The 16,873-nt window shown below is 64.3% G+C and carries 16 protein-coding genes and 2 pseudogenes; 9 read left to right on the forward strand and 9 right to left on the reverse strand.

All coding sequences use genetic code 11. The annotated features are described in order from the left end of the window. Nucleotides 1-46: 46 nt before the first annotated feature. The 4 genes and pseudogenes from waaC to EJ073_RS33020 form a co-directional block, all read right to left on the reverse strand. Entirely contained in the window at nt 47-1,018 is a 972-nt protein-coding gene (gene waaC, locus EJ073_RS29585) for a lipopolysaccharide heptosyltransferase I (RefSeq protein ID WP_126058736.1), read from the reverse strand. Beyond that, nucleotides 1,015-2,022, reverse strand: a complete 1,008-nt coding sequence (gene waaF, locus EJ073_RS29590) for a lipopolysaccharide heptosyltransferase II (RefSeq protein WP_126058737.1) — start codon at nt 2,020-2,022, stop codon at nt 1,015-1,017. The genes waaC and waaF overlap by 4 nt, the downstream gene beginning before the upstream one ends. Beyond that, nucleotides 1,995-2,837: pseudogene (gene rfaD / locus EJ073_RS29595) on the reverse strand (ADP-glyceromanno-heptose 6-epimerase); the annotation flags it as partial. The pseudogene rfaD and the gene waaF, both read right to left, overlap by 28 nt. A gap of 47 nt (nt 2,838-2,884) precedes the next feature. After that, nucleotides 2,885-2,944: pseudogene (locus EJ073_RS33020) on the reverse strand (hypothetical protein); the annotation flags it as partial. A 101-nt stretch (nt 2,945-3,045) separates the two neighbouring features. Here EJ073_RS33020 and EJ073_RS29600 point away from each other — a divergent pair. The 5 genes from EJ073_RS29600 to EJ073_RS29620 all read left to right on the forward strand — a co-directional run bounded on the left by EJ073_RS29600 (nt 3,046) and on the right by EJ073_RS29620 (nt 7,010). After that, nucleotides 3,046-3,465 carry a hypothetical protein gene (locus tag EJ073_RS29600; protein ID WP_126058738.1) on the forward strand — a complete coding sequence of 140 codons (420 nt, stop codon included), beginning with the start codon at nt 3,046-3,048 and terminating at the stop codon, nt 3,463-3,465. A 26-nt stretch (nt 3,466-3,491) separates the two neighbouring features. Continuing rightward, nucleotides 3,492-4,127: a LysE family translocator gene (locus tag EJ073_RS29605; protein WP_126058739.1), complete on the forward strand. Its 636-nt coding sequence runs from the start codon at nt 3,492-3,494 to the stop codon at nt 4,125-4,127. 151 nt (nt 4,128-4,278) lie between these two features. Then, the gene (gene rfaE1 / locus EJ073_RS29610) at nt 4,279-5,763 is read left to right on the forward strand and encodes a D-glycero-beta-D-manno-heptose-7-phosphate kinase (protein ID WP_126058740.1); all 1,485 of its coding nucleotides are present in this window, start codon (nt 4,279-4,281) and stop codon (nt 5,761-5,763) included. Nucleotides 5,764-5,770: 7 nt separating this feature from the next. Then, nucleotides 5,771-6,343: an SIS domain-containing protein gene (locus tag EJ073_RS29615; protein ID WP_126058741.1), complete on the forward strand. Its 573-nt coding sequence runs from the start codon at nt 5,771-5,773 to the stop codon at nt 6,341-6,343. Then, nucleotides 6,336-7,010 (forward strand): HAD-IIIA family hydrolase, encoded by a 675-nt coding sequence (locus EJ073_RS29620; protein WP_126058742.1) that lies wholly within the window; start codon nt 6,336-6,338, stop codon nt 7,008-7,010. The genes EJ073_RS29615 and EJ073_RS29620 overlap by 8 nt, the downstream gene beginning before the upstream one ends. Here EJ073_RS29620 and EJ073_RS29625 read toward each other — a convergent pair. Beyond that, the gene (locus EJ073_RS29625; protein ID WP_126058743.1) at nt 6,982-7,452 is read right to left on the reverse strand and encodes an Lrp/AsnC family transcriptional regulator; all 471 of its coding nucleotides are present in this window, start codon (nt 7,450-7,452) and stop codon (nt 6,982-6,984) included. The genes EJ073_RS29620 and EJ073_RS29625 overlap by 29 nt on opposite strands. Nucleotides 7,453-7,699: 247 nt before the next feature. On the opposite strand from EJ073_RS29625, the gene trxB reads away from it, so the two are divergent. Both trxB and EJ073_RS29635 read left to right on the forward strand, forming a co-directional pair. Next, nucleotides 7,700-8,674 carry a thioredoxin-disulfide reductase gene (gene trxB / locus EJ073_RS29630; protein ID WP_126058744.1) on the forward strand — a complete coding sequence of 325 codons (975 nt, stop codon included), beginning with the start codon at nt 7,700-7,702 and terminating at the stop codon, nt 8,672-8,674. 74 nt (nt 8,675-8,748) lie between these two features. Continuing rightward, nucleotides 8,749-9,645, forward strand: coding sequence for a LysR family transcriptional regulator (locus EJ073_RS29635; protein ID WP_126058745.1), 897 nt, complete (start codon nt 8,749-8,751; stop codon nt 9,643-9,645). 54 nt (nt 9,646-9,699) lie between these two features. Here the strand turns inward: EJ073_RS29635 and EJ073_RS29640 are convergent, their stop codons facing one another. From EJ073_RS29640 to EJ073_RS29655, 4 genes are all read right to left on the reverse strand, one after another. Then, entirely contained in the window at nt 9,700-10,197 is a 498-nt protein-coding gene (locus tag EJ073_RS29640; RefSeq protein WP_126058746.1) for an isoprenylcysteine carboxylmethyltransferase family protein, read from the reverse strand. Nucleotides 10,198-10,868: 671 nt separating this feature from the next. Further along, on the reverse strand, nt 10,869-12,920 hold the full coding sequence (locus EJ073_RS29645; RefSeq protein ID WP_126058747.1) for an elongation factor G: 2,052 nt from the start codon (nt 12,918-12,920) through the stop codon (nt 10,869-10,871). Nucleotides 12,921-13,077: 157 nt separating this feature from the next. Continuing rightward, complete coding sequence (locus EJ073_RS29650) at nt 13,078-14,607, reverse strand: EAL domain-containing protein (RefSeq protein WP_126058748.1); 1,530 nt, start codon at nt 14,605-14,607, stop codon at nt 13,078-13,080. Nucleotides 14,608-14,721: 114 nt separating this feature from the next. Continuing rightward, nucleotides 14,722-15,582, reverse strand: coding sequence for an alpha/beta hydrolase (locus EJ073_RS29655; RefSeq protein ID WP_126058749.1), 861 nt, complete (start codon nt 15,580-15,582; stop codon nt 14,722-14,724). Between the two features lie 148 nt (nt 15,583-15,730). Between EJ073_RS29655 and EJ073_RS29660 the strand changes: the two genes are divergently transcribed. Both EJ073_RS29660 and EJ073_RS29665 read left to right on the forward strand, forming a co-directional pair. After that, nucleotides 15,731-16,282: an isoprenylcysteine carboxylmethyltransferase family protein gene (locus EJ073_RS29660; RefSeq protein ID WP_126058750.1), complete on the forward strand. Its 552-nt coding sequence runs from the start codon at nt 15,731-15,733 to the stop codon at nt 16,280-16,282. A 161-nt stretch (nt 16,283-16,443) separates the two neighbouring features. Continuing rightward, entirely contained in the window at nt 16,444-16,839 is a 396-nt protein-coding gene (locus tag EJ073_RS29665) for a cupin domain-containing protein (protein WP_126058751.1), read from the forward strand. Nucleotides 16,840-16,873 lie beyond the last annotated feature (34 nt).

Below are 16,873 nucleotides of genomic sequence, written 5' to 3' on the forward strand. Positions count from 1 at the left end.
TCGAAAACCACGCTATTCGACTCACCAGAGCGAATTCTGAAAAGCCCTAAACCGCCTCTGATCTGAGCCTAAGCAACCGCTCGGCTTCCCCGATCACCTCGGCCGGACTTATCGGGTTTCCGGGTTTCGCCAGCAAGGTCGATGAAAACGGCCCGCGCGGGCCGGTGAGGCCGGGTTCGGTGGCCAGGAAGACGGCGACTGTCGGCAGGCCGAAGGCGCTGGCGAGATGGGTGAGGCCGGTGTCGGCGCCGACGACCAGCGCCGAACGGCCGATGGCCGCGGCGATTACCGCCAGCGGCGATTTGGGCACCAGCGCCGCCTGCGGCACTGCCTTGGTGATCGCCTCGGCCACGGCCTTTTCAGGCCCGTTCGACCAGGTGACGACAGGCGTCATTCCCTTCTCAAGCAATAACCCGGCGATCTCGATCCAGTCCTTGACCGGCCATTTCTTGTCCTCGCGGCTGGTGCCGTGCAGCAGGAAAGCGGTCTTGCCGCTGGTGCCGGCCAGACCATCCGCCGGCGGCACGATGCCGGACTGGAGCCCGGAGAGATCCGGCTGGTAGCCGAGCGCCAGACCGAACAGCCGCCGCGTCCGCTCGATGGCGTGCAGGTCGCGCGGCACTGCGTAGCGGTGGTCGTAGAACAGCGTCGCCGACGGTTCGCGCGCGCTTGCCCGGTCGAAGCCGGCGACCGGCGCTGCCGCCTGCTTCGCCACCACAGCGGACTTCAGCAGCCCTTGCGCATCGATGACGAGGTCGTAGCTCGCGGCGCGCAGGGCACAGCGCAGTTTTGCCGCCTCATGCCAAGTGTCGCTGTTGAAAAGCCGCTTGCGCCAGCGCCGGATTGCCACCGTGTGGATGATGCCGATCGCCGGGTGCAGGGCGACGATGCCGGCAAAGGCTTCCTCCACGCACCAGTCGAAGGAGACGTCCGGGCGGTGGCGGCGCGCATCCTCGACAGCCGGGAAGGTATGGATGACATCACCCATCGAGGATGTCTTGACGATCAGGACCTTCATGCGGCGGCCGGCATTGCCAGCAGCCGGTCCACTGCCGCCGCGACCCGCGCGACGTCGAGCGTCTTCAGGCAGTTGAGATGGCCGAGCGGACAGGTCTTCTGGTGGCAGGGCGAGCAGGACAGGCCGAGCCACACCAGCTCGGCGTGCTCGGAGAGCGGCGGCGTGTTCTCAGGGGAGGTCGAGCCGTAGACGGCGACGATCGGCGTGCGGACGGCGGCGGCGACATGCATCAGCCCGCTGTCGTTCGACACCGCCAGCCGTGCCGCGGCGATGAGGTCGATGGCGTCCTCCAGCCGCGTCTTGCCGGCTAGGTCGACGGCGCCTGGCGCGAGCGCGGCGATCTCGGCCGTCACCTCGGCGTCGTTCCTGGATCCGAGCAGCGCGACCTTGAGGCCTCTTGCCATCATCGCGCGCGCCAGGTCGGCGTAGCTTTCGCTCGGCCAGCGTTTCGCTGGGCCGAATTCGGCGCCGGGCATCAGCGCCACAAAGTTCTTCGCGCTTAGGCCCGAGCGGTCGAGCAGGGCAGCCTGGCTGACGGCATCGATGGTGAGCTTCGGGGCCTGGAAGGTGCCGCCGCGGGCAAGGCCGAAATAGGCGCGCGCCGTGCGCCGCTTCACCGCGTCGGGCAGCGGCACGATGTCGGTGAGCAGGCCGTAGCGCATTTCCCTGAGGTTGCCGACGCGGCGCGGAATGCGGGCAAAGAACGGGATCAGCGCCGACTTCCAGCTTCCCGGCAGAATATAGGCCATGTCGTAACGGCCGCGCAGCAGGCGGCCGAACCGCCTGCGGATGCGGAATTCGAGCGCGCCGGGCTTCATCGGGAAATCGATCTGCTGGCGTATCTCCGGCATGCGCTTGACGAGCGGTGCCGCCCAGGCCGGCGCCAGCACGTCGATCGCGGCGTTCGGATACTGCTCCTTCAGCGCCGAGAACAGGCACTGCGCCATGACCATGTCGCCCACCCAACGTGGGCCGATCACGAGGATCGCTGGGCTTTCAGCCATTCGACATAGTCTCTGACACCGGTTTCGACAGTCCGGAATTGGCCATTGTAACCGGCCGCGCGCAAGCGGGACATATCAGCTTGGGTAAAACTCTGGTAGCTGCCCTTGAGGTGGTCGGGGAAGTCGATGAATTCGAGCCTGCCCCTGCCGAGCGTATCGATGACGGTCTCGGCGACGGCGCGGAATGGCTGGGCGCGGCCGGTGCCGCAGTTGAAGATGCCGCTCGAGCCGCGCTTCCACAGCCAGAGATTGACGTCGGCGACGTCGCCGACATGAATGAAGTCGCGGCTTTGCTCGCCGGGTCCGAACCCGTCATAGGCGCCGAACAGCTTCGGGTTTTCGCCGCGCTCGACCTGGTTGAACAGATGGAAGGCGACCGAGGCCATGGCGCCCTTGTGCGCCTCGCGCGGTCCGTAGACGTTGAAATAGCGAAGCCCGGCCACCTGCGAATGATCGGTGTCGAAGACGGTGCGGCGGACATAGTCGTCGAACAGTTTCTTGGAATAGGCATAGACGTTGAGCGGCCGCTCGAACTGCTGTTCCTCGCGGAACTCGCTGCCGCCGCCATAGACCGATGCCGAGGAGGCGTAGAGGAAGGGCACGCGCAAGGCCAGGCAGGCATGCAGCAGCCGCTTCGAATAGGCGTAGTTGACGTCCATCATGTACTTGCCGTTCCACTCGGTGGTGGTCGAGCAGGCGCCCTGGTGGAAGACGGCCTCGACGCGGCCGAGCCCGCCATTCTCCAGGCGTGCGAGGAAATCGTCCTTGTCGAGATAGTCGGCGATTTGGAGGTCGGCGAGATTGGCGATCTTGTGGCCGTCGGTGAGGTCGTCGACGACGAGGTTGTCGCTGTGCCCTCGGCGTTGAGCGCGGCGACGATGTTGGAGCCGATCATACCGGCGCCGCCCGTGACGATGATCATGAAGGCCTCTGGTTGCTTCCGATTCCGGTCCTTATAAGGGAGGCAGTATGGGCTGTCGATAAAGCCGGCAGCGGTTGGTCTAATCGCAGCAGGACTGGTGAATGGCAGGAGATCCTTCAGCTATGCCAACCGATAGACATGGCGTGGCGGTGTTTGTCGGTTCCTACGTTCGGATGGTGTCCCTGCCGGACGAGAATCGTGGAAAACCGATCGAAAAGGTGCGCAGGTCATCGATCGGACGCATTTGCCGAATTGTTGAGCCGTACGAAGGGACATCGACGAATGGCATCCAAATCAGCAGTGGCGAATTTCGGCTCCACTACGCTCCCCTTTCTCTCGATGGTATCCAAGGAATCTCGTTTTACGCAGCTCCGACGGACATAGAGCTCGTCGCGGCTACAGAGGAAATGCTGCTGCTCTATAGCGAAGACATCTGGCAACTTGTCCGGCCTTTCGGTGAAAAGCAGGACACCCCGACTTTCGAGCGGCTGGTGGCAGCGTTCGGTTTCTCAGAAGTTTGAACATCATCATTCACAGGAGCAAGGCAATGCCGTCGAGCGAACTGCTCATCGCGTTTTTCGCCACCACGGCGATCTTCGCCTACATTCCCGGTCCTGCCATGCTCTACGCGGCGGCGCAGACGATGGCGCGCGGGCGCTGGTCAGGTTTGACGGCGGCGCTCGGCATCCATCTCGGCGGCTATGTGCATGTCCTTGCGGCGGCAGCGGGTCTTTCGGTGCTGTTCCATGCCGTTCCGCCGCTCTACATGGCGGTCAAGCTCATCGGCGCGCTCTATCTGATTTGGCTCGGCGTCTCGCTTTTCCGCGCCAGGACGCAAGGCGGCGACTCGGCGCTGCCCGCCATCGAGCGGAAATCGGCCCGCCGCGCCTTTTTCGAGAGCATCACCGTCGAAGTGCTCAATCCCAAGACGGCGATCTTCTTCATGGCGTTCCTGCCGCAATTCATCGATGCCTCGGCGGCATTTCCGGTCTGGCTGCAGTTCGTCATCCTTGGCACCCTCGTCAACCTGATGTTCTCCTCCGCCGACATAGCGTGCGTCTTCCTGGCCGGGGCGATGATCGCCGGGCTGCGGCGTTCGAGCCGCGCGCAGCGGCTGATGCAGCGCGCGGGCTGCGCGGTGCTGGTTGGTCTCGGCGTCCATGTCGCCCTGCAGAAGAGCTGAACGGCCGGCCGGGGTTCTGCGGCGACCCGTCCCCCGGCCGCCGTTGCGCTGGCTCGAATTGCGGTATATCGGCTTCGCCATGAACGACCGTCCAGCCATTTGAACCCCGAACCATCCTCAGAAACGGCTTTTTCCGCGCGTTGCCAGTGACATGATCAATCATCATCTGCCTTCCCCGGAACCTTTGCACCGCGCCATCGCGCGCTTTGGCGGCGTCACCGTGCTGGTGGTCGGCGACTTCATCCTCGACCGTTTCGTCAGCGGCGTGATCGAGCGGATCTCGCCGGAGGCGCCCATTCCGGTGCTGCACGGACGTGGCGAGATGCTGGCGATGGGCGGTGCCGGCAACGTCGTCTCCAACATCGTCTCGCTGGGCGCCGCCGCAATTCCTGTTTCGGTGATCGGCGCCGACAAGGCGGGCGACGATCTGATGCGGATGCTTGGCGAGCTTGGCGCCGAGACATTCGGCCTGTCGCAGCAGCGCGACCGCATGACCTCGTCGAAGAGCCGCTTCAGCGCGCTCAATCAGCAGGTGTTGCGTTTCGACGAGGAGGAGGTGAAGTCGCTCAACGCCGCCGAGCGATCGACGCTGGTCGAGCATTTCCGCACGGCCCTTGCGCGCGCCGACATCGTCATCCTGTCCGATTACGGCAAGGGCATGCTGCTCGACGGCGTCGCCGGCGAGCTGATCTCGATCTGCCGCGAGGCGGGAAAGCCGGTGCTGGTCGATCCCAAGGGCCGCGACTATGCCCGCTATGCAGGCGCGACGGCGGTCACGCCCAACCGCAAGGAACTCGGCGAGGCCGTGGGGCGCGCGGTGTTTGCCGATGACGAGATCGTGGCGGCGACGCGGGAACTGATCTCGGCGCATGGCTTCGACTTCGTCGTCGCGACGCGCAGCGAAAAGGGCATGAGCGTCGTCGAGCCCGACGATGCGCGCCACATCGCCACGCAGGCGCGGGAGGTGTTCGACGTCTCCGGCGCCGGCGATACTGTCATCGCCACCTTCGCGCTCGCACTCGCGGCGGGCGCCGACCGTGTGCAGGCCGCTACAATCGCCAATGCCGCCGGCGGCGTCGTGGTGGGCAAGCGCGGCACGGCGCGGCTGACGGTCGAGGAACTGACGGGGGCGCTGTTCCGCTCGCATGGGCCGGTCGCGCACAAGGATGCCATCCTCGACGCCGCCGCGGCAGCCAGGATGGTGGCCGCGTGGAAAGAGGAAGGGCTGACAGTCGGCTTCACCAATGGCTGCTTCGACATCCTGCATGCCGGCCATGTCAGCCTGCTGCACGCGGCGCGCAGCCAGTGCGACCGGCTGGTGCTCGGCCTCAACAGCGATGCTTCGGTGCGCCGGCTGAAGGGCCCGGGACGTCCGGTCAACGACCAGCACGACCGCGCCTGCGTGCTGGCGGCCCTAGCCTCGGTCGACGCCGTCGTCGTCTTCGAGGAAGACACGCCGCTGGCGCTGATCGAAGCCTTGTTGCCCGACATTCTGGTCAAGGGCGCCGACTATACGATCGACAAGGTGGTCGGCGCCGACGTGGTGCAGAAGGCCGGCGGGCGCGTGGTGCTGGTCGACCTCGTCGCCGGCAAGAGCACGACCGGCACCATCGGCAGGATGCGCGCTACCAATTGAGGGTTTCATGTCCGCACTGAACGACTATCTGGTTCGCTCGGCGGCCGCGCTTACGGCGACGGTCGAACGCGACCTTACCGCCGAGATGGAACGCGCCGTGAGCACGGTCGTCACCGCGCTGTCGCAAGGCAAGGCGCTGCTGATCTGCGGCAATGGCGGCTCGGCTAGCGATGCCATCCATATCGCCGGCGAGCTGGTCGGCCGCTTCCTCAAGGAGCGCAAGGCCTACAATGTCATCGCGCTGCCGGCCAATGCGGCGGTGCTGACCGCCTGGGGTAACGACTACGGTTTCGACACGGTTTTCTCGCGCCAGGTCGAGGCCCATGGCTCGCAAGGCGCCGTGCTGCTCGCCATCTCGACCAGCGGCAATTCGCCGAGCATCCTGGCTGCCGCCGAACAGGCTCGCATGATGAGCATGACGGTGATCAGCCTGACCGGCGACACCGGCGGCAAGCTCAAGCCGCTGACCGACATCCTGCTCAACGTGCCGTCGATCTCGACGCCGATCATCCAGCAGGGGCATCTGTGCCTCTACCATTATCTGTGCGAGGCGGTCGAAGCGCGTCTCAGCAATGGCTGATAGCAAGCCGCCGTATCCGCTCGATGAGCCCGGTCTTTGGGTTGAGCGGACTCGCGACAGGACCTTTGCGACTGGCCTGCCAGCGATCTTTCTCGACCGCGACGGTACCATCAATGTCGACACCGGCTATCCGAGCGATCCCGCTGATATCGTGCTGCGGCCGGAAATGCTACCGGTTATCCGAACGGCCAATCTTGTCGGTCTTCCCGCAATTATCATCTCGAACCAATCAGGTATTGCGCGCGGTTATTTCGGCTGGGCTGAATTCGCCGCCGTGAATGCCAAGCTGCTGGCACTTCTCGAAGTCGAGCAATGCCGGATCGATATGGTGTTCGCCTGTGCGTACCATTCGAGTGGCACGGGTGAGCTGGCGATGGGCGATCATCCGATGCGCAAGCCCAATCCCGGCATGCTTTTGCGTGCTCGTGATTTGTTGGGTGTGGACATTGGTCGATCGATCATCGTTGGCGACAAGGCCGACGACATGGAAGCCGGTCGAAGGGCCGGGCTGGCGGAAGGCTGGCTGGTCGGCGGCAGGTTCAACAAAAAGGCCGCGGACGGCAGTTTTGCGATACGCAAGCTAATGACGGGCAATGATTATCGCAGATTGTGCGACCTAATTGCCGGGTGGGCGCGGTTTAGAACGCCACCAGGCCCTCATCCTTGACGCGACGGATGGTGAGCGCGGTGCGCACGGTATCGACATTCGGCGCCGAGGCCAGTTCCTCGATGACGAAGGTCTGGAAGGTGCCGAGGTCGCTCGCCACGCAGTGCAGCAGGAAGTCGGATTCACCGGATACCATCCAGGCGTCGCGCACGATCGGCCAGCCGCGCGTGCGCTCGGCGAAGGTCTTCAGCTCGGCGTCGGCCTGATGATGCAGGCCGATGAGGCAGAAGGCGACGACATCCATGCCGAGCGCCGGCGCGTTGAGCAGGGCGCGGTAGCCGCGGATGATGCCGGCCTCCTCCAGCCGCCGGACGCGGCGCAGGCAAGGCGGCGCCGAAATGCCGACGCGGTTGGACAACTCGACATTGGTCATGCGCCCGTCATCCTGCAGCTCGCGCAGGATCTTCCAGTCGATGGCGTCGAGATCAGCTTTGAGCGGCATGGTCGGCTTTCGTGCGCGCAAGAATCTTTCGTGATTTTGTAATTAGACTTTCCGATGCATGCCATCCCTCCGTCCGACGATTTTTGACCGGAGGGTGAGAGATATTGCCGGCTATGCCGGCGCAGCTTTCCGGGGACGAATCCCAACCCGCCTTGCTGGCGCCGCGGGCAGCACTTACATTACGCGCGACAATCGGGCGGGATTTCCTTTAATCAAAATCCTTGGCTGCCCTCAGCAGAGAGCTTTCATGACCACCAAGCACGCGCCAGTCCTCATCATCGGCTCCGGCCCAGCCGGCTATACGGCGGCGATCTATGCCGCCCGCGCCATGCTGAAACCCATGCTGGTCGCCGGCCTGCAGCAGGGCGGCCAGTTGATGATCACCACCGACGTCGAAAACTATCCGGGCTTTGCCGATCCTATCCAGGGTCCATGGCTGATGGAGCAGATGCTGAAGCAGGCCGAGCATGTCGGCACCGACATCGTCAACGACATCATCACCGAGGTCGACCTCAACGTGCGGCCGTTCCGGGCCAAGGGCGATTCCGGCACCACCTACACCGCCGACGCGCTGATCATCGCCACCGGCGCGCAGGCGAAATGGCTGGGCATTCCCTCCGAGCAGACCTTCATGGGCTTCGGCGTCTCGGCCTGCGCAACCTGCGACGGCTTCTTCTATCGCGGCAAGGATGTCGCGGTGGTCGGCGGCGGCAATTCGGCGGTGGAGGAGGCGCTCTATCTCTCGAACCTCGCCAAGAGCGTCACCGTCATTCACCGGCGCGGCGACTTCCGCGCCGAGCGCATCCTGCGCGAGCGGCTGTTCAAGAAGGAGAATGTGCGCGTCATCTGGGACACGGTCGTCGACGAAATCACCGGGCAGCCCGGCAAGGCGCCGCTGCCGCCTTCGGTGGAAGGGCTGACGCTGCGCAATGTCGTGACCGGCGAGGTGACGCGGCTCAAGGTCGATGGCGTGTTCGTGGCGATCGGCCATGCGCCGGCGGTCGAGCTGTTCGTCGGCAAGCTGAAGCAGAAGCCGAACGGCTATCTGTGGACAGCGCCGGACTCGACCCGCACCGACGTGCCCGGTGTGTTCGCCGCCGGCGACGTCACCGACGACATCTACCGGCAGGCGGTGACGGCGGCCGGACTCGGCTGCATGGCCGCGCTCGAGGCTGAAAAATATCTCGCCGGGATCGAGGTGCACCGCGAGGCGGCGGAATAACAAAACGGCTGAGAAAAGCCGTTTAAAAGCCTGATTTTTCATTCAGACGCCAGAAAACGATACGAGGGGAAACCATGGCGCTGGACTGGGACAAGCTTCGCGTGTTTCACGCTGCGGCGGAGGCTGGGTCGTTCACCCATGCCGCCGAGACGTTGCACCTGTCGCAGTCGGCGATCTCGCGTCAGGTCAGTGCGCTGGAGCATGATGTCGGCGTGGCGCTGTTCCACCGCCACGCGCGCGGCCTGGTGCTGACCGAGCAGGGCGAAATGCTGTTCCGCACGGCGCACGACGTGCTGATGAAGCTGGAGACGATCAAATCGCGGCTGACCGAGGCCAAGGATCGGCCGTCCGGCGTGCTGAGGGTGACGACCACGGTCGGTCTTGGTGCCGGCTGGCTGACCGAACGCGTGCAGGAATTCATCGAACTCTATCCCGAGATCAGCCTGCAGCTGATTCTCGCCAACGAAGAGCTCGACCTCACCATGCGCCAGGCCGACTGCGCCATCCGGCTGCGTCAGCCGCAGCAGCCGGATCTCATCCAGCGCCGCCTGTTCACCGTGCATTTCCATCTCTACGCGGCGCCCTCCTACATCAGCAGATACGGCAAACCGGCCTCGATCGCCGAGCTTCGGAACCATCGCATCGTCACCTTCGGCGTGCCGGTGCCGTCGCACCTGTCGGAGCTAAACTGGCTGGAGACGGTCGGCGATTTCGAAAATGGGCAAAGAGTGCCGACGCTGCAGATCAACGACATCCTGTCGATCAAGCGCGCGGTGCAGGGTGGCGCCGGCATCGCCATGCTGCCCGACTACGTGATCAACAAGGATTCGGGCCTGATCCAGCTCCTGCCGGAGACGGAGGTGCCGTCCTTCGATACCTATTTCGCCTATCCGGACGCGATGAAGAACCAGGCCAAGCTGCATGTCTTTCGCGATTTCATCATCGCCAAGGCGCGCAGCTGGTCCTTCTAGGGTGCGTCGAAATCCAGGCGAGACCGGCCTGACCTGAACCTCCGGTTTGTCGGATCACCCGCGCCATGGCGTCAGCCGCGGCAGCCAGCCGGGGACGGCGCGACGGTAGGCCTCGTACTCGGCGCCGTAGCGACGGGCGAGCGTCGGCTCTTCGTAGAGCCTGACGAACGAGACCATGGCGGCGCCGACCACGGCGCCGTAGGCGACGAGCGTCCAGCTCGAGAACAACAGCGCCTGGCCGAGGATGATCGACAGCACGGCGACGTACATCGGATTGCGCACGTAACGGTAGATGCCGCTGACAACCAGCCGTTCGGTCGGCGCCACCGGGGCCGGCGTGCCAAGGCCCTCGAGCGCGAAGCGGGTGAAGGCGTGCAGCAGCATGGCTGTCGCTCCCACAACCAGCACCCAGCCGACAGGAACGAAGGCCGGCACCGTCGACAGCGGCAGCTGGTAGCGGTTCGTCAAAAGAAAAGGCGCCAGCCCGGCAACGACGCCGGGGGCCACGACAAGGAACAGCGCGCTGCCGGCGATTGCTGAAAATGTACGCATCAGGCGCCCTTGCCGCAAAAATGGACTGGGGCTGCTCGAATCCACATCATTTGGCGGCGTTCGCATTTTCCGATTGGAAACGACCCTGATGAAGGTTTCGGCAGCGACTTTGACCCTGAGTCGCGCTTGATTCCACCGATTTTCCTGGTCCTATTGAGCCCGGTAGTGGGTTGGACCACAGCCTGCGCCTTTTTGCATGCGTGTGTTGCAAAATAGATGCTTGTTTCTTGGGCATGATGAGCACATATATAGATCATCTCCTGGGCGCGTTCTCCTCCCATTAGCGCCCTCGAGTGTTCCCCTCTGGAGGTTAGCCTCAACAGGCACTTCCAATCAAACTCAGCCGGATCTTTATTGATCCGGCTTTTTTGTTGCCCGCAGTCCACGGATGCGGCGGAAAATCGATCGGCACTGCCACGTAACAGTGACATGTAACCTCTGGTAACATGGCGAAGACGCACTCTATCGAATAAGCAGATCATAGGACGCGGTTTGGTCGGTCCGGGAGATGGGGGCATCACTCGGACGGACCGGGCTCAGGCGGCTACCGCGTCCGAACCATTTCCCGCTGCGGCGGACCTGCCGTTTGCCTCCCAGGAAGACGGTCCGCAATAAGAACGGCGTCCGGATAGTCCGGGCGCCGTTTGCGTGTCTGCCACAACAAGTCCCGTTCAGGCAGCCTTGCCGCTGGCGTTCATCGCTTCGTCGGCCAGCCGGCCGGTAAGCTCGGCCATGTGGTCAAAGGCTGCCCGATAGCTGGCGACGCCGGCGGTTGCCGAGCGCAACTCGATGATCAGATCGCCGATCTCGGCCTGCGGCATGGTCGCCTCGACGACATCCCATCCCGGCCAATCAGGCCGCGCGTCATAACCGAGGATCTGGCCGCGCCGCTGCGGGATCAACGCGATGATCTTCGATGTCGCGTCGGACGGTGTGACGATCTCGACCTTCATCACCGGCTCGAGCAGCACCGGCGAGCAGGCAGCCATGCCCTCCTTCATCGCCAGCTTGGCCGCCATCTGGAAGGCCATGTCGGAGGAGTCGACGGCATGGTACGAGCCGTCCGAGAGATTGACTGCGACATCGACCACGGGGAAGCCGAGCGGTCCCGATTTCAGATAGTCGCGTATGCCTGTCTCCACCGACTGAATGTAGGTCTTCGGCACCACGCCGCCGGTGATGGTGTCGGTGAACTGGAAGCCAGTGCCGCGCGGCAGAGGCTTGATCTCGATCACCACGTCGCCGAACTGGCCGTGGCCGCCGGACTGCTTCTTGTGGCGGCCGCGCTGCTGCGCCGGTTTGCGGATCGTCTCGCGATAGGGCACGGCCGGAGCGTGGCCCTCGACCGGGATCTGGTTCTTGCCCTCGAGCCGCTCGCGCACGACCCGCAGGTGCATTTCGCCATGTCCCGACAGCACAGTCTCGGCGGAGTCCTGGTTGTGGCGCAGGCTGAGCGAGGGATCCTCCTCGGCCAGGCGCTGGATGGCGGCCGACATCTTGACCTCGTCCTTGCGCTCCTTCGGCCGCAGCGCGAAGGCGAACACCGGCTGCGGTGGCTCCAGCGTGACCAGCGGCTTGCTGCCGCCCTTGACCGAACTCAGCGTCTGGCCGGTCTTGACGTTGTCGAGCTTGCCCAGCGCGACGGTGTCGCCGGTCTTGGCGGAGGCGAGCTTCAGCTGATCCTTGCCAAGCATCTTGTAGATGCCGGAGACCTTGGCGCTTTCGCCGTTCGAGAGGTAAAGCTCGGCCGCGTCGGCGAGCTGCCCGGACAGCACCCGCGAGACCGACAGCTTGCCGCCATGGGCGGTGTGGATGGTCTTCATCACCTGGACAACGGTCTGGTTGCCGTCGGGCGCGCCAAGGCGCTTGCGGGTCGCCTCGATGTCGGGCGCGTCATGGCGGATCGCCTTCAGGAGACGCAGCACGCCATTGCCCTTCTCGGCGGTGCCAATCAGCACCGGCGTCACCGCGCCGGCGCGAAGATCGGCGGCGAGATCGTCGAAGATGGCATCCTTCGGCGGTTCGATCTCCTCGAGCAGCTGCTCCATCAACTGGTCGTCATGGTCGGCGAGCGTCTCCAGCATGGAGAAGCGGGCTTCCAGCTCACGAGCCTTGTCGTCGCTTGGGATGTCAGCGACCTGGCTTTCGGCATATTCGCGGTAGATGTAGGCCCGCTCCAGCGCGAGATCGATCGAACCGATGACGACACCGTCCTTGCGCAGCGGAATCTGGCGCAGCAGCAGCGGCACCGAACTTGCCGGCTGCAGCATCTTCAGCGTGTCGCGCACTCCGGCGATCGCCTTGTCGACCTTGTTCAGGAACAGGATGCGCGGCACGCCAAGATCGTCGAGCTTGCGCATGATGAGCTGCAGCGCGGGGATCTTCTTCTCGTCGGCTTCGGCCACGACAACGGCGGCATCGCAGGCGGCAAGCACCGGTTCGGCCTCGAAGGCGAACTCGATCGAGCCGGGACAATCGACGAAGGTGAGCTGCTCGCCCATGAATTCCGTGGTGGCGAAGGTCGCCTCGACGCTCATGGCGTGGGCGCGGGCCTCGGCCGAATGATCGGAAACTGTGCTGCCTGATGAAACGGGATTCTGGCGGGGAATGGCGCCCGTCCGGGCGAGGATTGCTTCGAGAAGTGTCGTCTTACCGCTTGCGAAGGGACCGACTATGGCTATGCATTTCGGTCCCGTGCGTCGTCCTCCGGCGCGAGTACCCATGGCTGACCTCCACTCAGGCGTTTCCCTGTGAGCGGCGGCCGGCCTGTTCGGCCGTCGCGGGCGGGGCTTCTTTTCAATCGCCACCTGCCCAACGCCATCGTCCCACGGGTTCGCGGGGAGGGCAAGGAAAATAGGAAATTTTGCCGGCTTTGTGCCCTCAGGCGATCAGGGCCAGCGCTGCGGCATCGGCGGCGGGGAGAGCGCCGGCCTTTTGGCGCGGTGCCGGCCTGCCGAAGAAATAGCCCTGGAAGCGGTTGCAGCCGGCTGCCCTGGCGAGGGTGAACTCCTCTTCCGTCTCGACGCCTTCGGCGACGATGGTGACATGCTGGATGCGTGCGATCTGCGCCAGCGCCGAGACGAAGATCTGGGCCACCTGATCGTGGGCGAGGCTGCTGATATAGGAGCGGTCGATCTTGATACTGTCGATGGGCAAGGTCTTGAGATAGTTGATGCCGCAATGGCCGGTGCCGAAATCGTCGAGCGCGATGTGGAAGCCGAGCCCGCGCAGGGCTTCCAGGCGCTTCAGGATTTCGGGCGTGGCCGCGGTCGCCACCGTCTCGGTGATCTCGATTATGAACTCAGCCGCCAACCTGCCGGTTTCGCGGAGCACGCGGTCGCACATGGTGACGATCTCGTCGCGCTTCAGCTGCTCGCCGGAAACGTTGATGCTGATGCGGAGCCCGGGAAAATGTGCGATGTCGGCGCAAGCGCGCCTGAATACCCATTCGCCGAGCATGTCGATCAAGGTCGAACGCTCGGCGATCGGTATGAAGTCGGCCGGTGATATCAGGCCACGCACCGGATGGCGCCAGCGGACGAGCCCTTCAAGCGCAAAGGTCGATCGGTCGGTATCGACGATCGGTTGATAGTGGAGGTCAAGCTCGCCGAGGTAGATGGCCGCTCGAAGCTCGCGCTCGACCAGGCGACGGTAGCGCTTGTCCGACAGCATCTCCTCGTCGAACACGGTGACGCGGCCACGGCCGCCGGCCTTGCTCTCATAGAGGGCGAGGTCGGCAAGCAACATCAGCTCCGTCGTGTTCGAGGCGTGCGCGGGAGCTAGTGCCACGCCGATCGAGATTGATAGCGGGACGATCTTGCCTTCATGCGATTTGCCTGCCCGCATCACATCGAGCAGCCGGCGCGCATCCTTGTTGATCACTGCCAGATTGCCGTGCGGAACGATGACGGCGAATTCGTCGCCACCCAGCCGCCCGACTACGCCGTCGGCGAAGATACGCTCTGCGGCCTTGACCAGATGCGCCAGGGCGAGGTCGCCGAATTGATGGCCGAACGTGTCGTTGAGCTGTTTGAAGTGATCGAGATCAATCAACAGCAGGCTCGCCTCGCGCCGGCTGCGCAAGGTGCCCAGCCGCTCGTCGAGCGCTTCGAGGACATAGCGGCGGGTCATGGCGCCGGTCATCGCGTCGACGGCCAGAAAATGATGCTTCTCCGCTTCGGCGGCCGCCGCCGAGCGCAGGCGCTGGACCACGCTGCTGCGCATGTACATCAGCACCAGCAGCGCCAGGCCAGTCGCCACCATCGAAACGATGAGGGCGCTCGTGAAGGAGGAGTCCCTGACCAGGCCGGCCGCGCCGAGCGCGGTCGCGGCGATGCTCAGTACAAGCAGGAACTGGATACCGCGGTAGATTCTGCCGCTGTGATCCTTGATCGTGGCCAGTATGCTCATGTCACCGTCCCCGCAACACAAGCCACGGCTAGCGCCCAGCTGTTAAGAAGACATTGAGCCTGCCGACGATCGGCCGCTCATGGTTAAGAAGAAAATCGTCGGCGTTACGTGACGTCAACCGGTCCGGCGCAGGGCCGGCAGGGCAGTATCCGCATCATGCGTCGCGACAGCCTCAGCAAAGCGCGACAGCATCGGATTGAACAGGTCCGGACGCTCCCAGAAAGGGGCATGTCCGGCGCCAGGGACGACGTGGCATTGCTCCCACAGCGTGCCGCAATCCAGCGTGTCGAAGTAGTTGAGCCGGATGAACGGGTCGTCCTCGCCGTTGATGATCGCGACGGGGAAGGCGGCCTGCTCGACAACCTGTTTCTGGTCGGCGCCCTTGCCGGCCATCATGGAACGGGTCACCATGACGCGCAGCCGGCCATCCGTGCGCAGGATGGCGTCGCGGAATGACGGATCCGCGCTGTCGCCGAAGCACAGCGTTTCGAAGCGTTCGGCATCGCGTTCGGAATAGACCTTCTTGGAAGCGAGCAGCATGTCCCAGTTGGCGTGGAAGCCGCGCAGCATGCCGAAGAAGCCCTTCGATACGGGCGGCGCACCGGTCAGCATCAATCCGTGGACGGCCGGATGGAAGCTTGCGAGCTCTATGGCGACATGGCCGCCGAGCGACCAGCCGTAGACGACGGCGTGGCCGATGCCCAGACCGTCGAGGAGCTCGGCCGCCGATCGCGCCAGGCCGGTGAGCGTATAGTCCGTCGCCGGGTCGGCGGCATCCGAGGACTCGCCATGGCCGGGCAGGTCGAAAGCGATCAGCCGGTGGGCATCGGCAAGCGGGCTGTCGAACTGGCGGGCGAACACGGCGCGCGAGGCGCCGGACCCGTGGATCATCACGATGGGCATGCCGGGGCCCGCCGATTCGCTGACGCGCAAATCGGCCTGCGGGGTGCGGATCGTACGCTCAACGACGGCCATGATGCATTGAACCTTAGGATTGCGTAGCGGCCAATATCGCATTCCCGGGTCTACGCGGGCTTTAGGTTTCTGGTTAAGAAAGGACTAATCTGCGCCGACCGTCTATAGTGGCTCCCGAATCTTCGATGGCGGGCATGGAATGTTGACGATGGAACGTGGGCTCGACCTTCTTGTCTCGATCATCGGCATCGCCACGGTCGGCCAGTATCTGTGGTCGATGCGCGCTCATTTCCAATCGTCGGGCATGTCCTCGGGCGCGAAGATAATCTCGGTCGTCGTGGCCGCGACGGCGCTGTTTTTCCTGGCGATCATCTGGATCCTGCCGCAGCCGCTACTGGCCAAGATCGTCGGGCTGGTGATCCAGCTGGCGAGTTCCGCGCTGTTCTGGTGGGCGATTGCGAGGTCGCGCAAGGCGCGGCTGCGCTTTGTCTTCGACGCCGACAATCCGCATGGCCTGGTGACCGACGGACCCTTCTCCTACATCCGCCACCCGTTCTACACGTCCTACATCATCTTCTGGGCCGGTTGGGGTATCGCCACATGGTCGATCTGGGCGGTGGTGCCTGTCGCCGGGATTTTCGTGCTCTATCTGATCGCGGCGCTGGACGAAGAGAAGAAATTCTCGCGCACGGATCTGGCCGGCGCCTATGAGGCCCATCGAAAGCAAGCCGGCTTGTTCTGGCCGCGGCTGCGATGGTGACGCCGCCGACGATGCGCGGCTGACGCGTGTCCGGCGTGCCATCCGGCTGTCCGGGAAGCGGTTGCGTCCGGACAGGCATCGGAGGAAAGTGTCGCCGCAAGGGCGGACCGTAGCGGTGCGGTCGCCACCGCCGATGTGACCCCAGTTCGAGGATTGAAACGATGAAGATCATTGCTTGCGGCAGCGTGCCGACCATCATGGCGCCGGAAAAGTATTTCACCGGCCGGGTGCTGCAGACACCGATCATCGAGAAGGAGGCGCCGGCGCGGCTGAGGGCCACCCTGGTCAGCTTCGAGCCTGGCGCGCGGACCAACTGGCATACGCATCCGCTTGGCCAGACGCTCTATGTCACCTCGGGCGCGGGCCGTGCCCAGACGTGGGGCGGGTCGATCCAGGAGATCAAGGCCGGCGACGTCATCTCGTTCGCGCCCGACGAGAAGCACTGGCACGGCGCCGGCGCGAGCACGGCGATGACGCACATCGCCATGCAGGAAGCGATTGACGGCGTCCACGCCGACTGGCTGGAGAAGGTCAGCGACGAGCAGTATGGCGGCTAACCACCCGAAAAAAACCGGCCTGGAGCCGGGCTTT

The organism is Mesorhizobium sp. M4B.F.Ca.ET.058.02.1.1, assembly GCF_003952505.1.
In the GTDB taxonomy this organism is placed as follows: Bacteria; Pseudomonadota; Alphaproteobacteria; order Rhizobiales; family Rhizobiaceae; genus Mesorhizobium.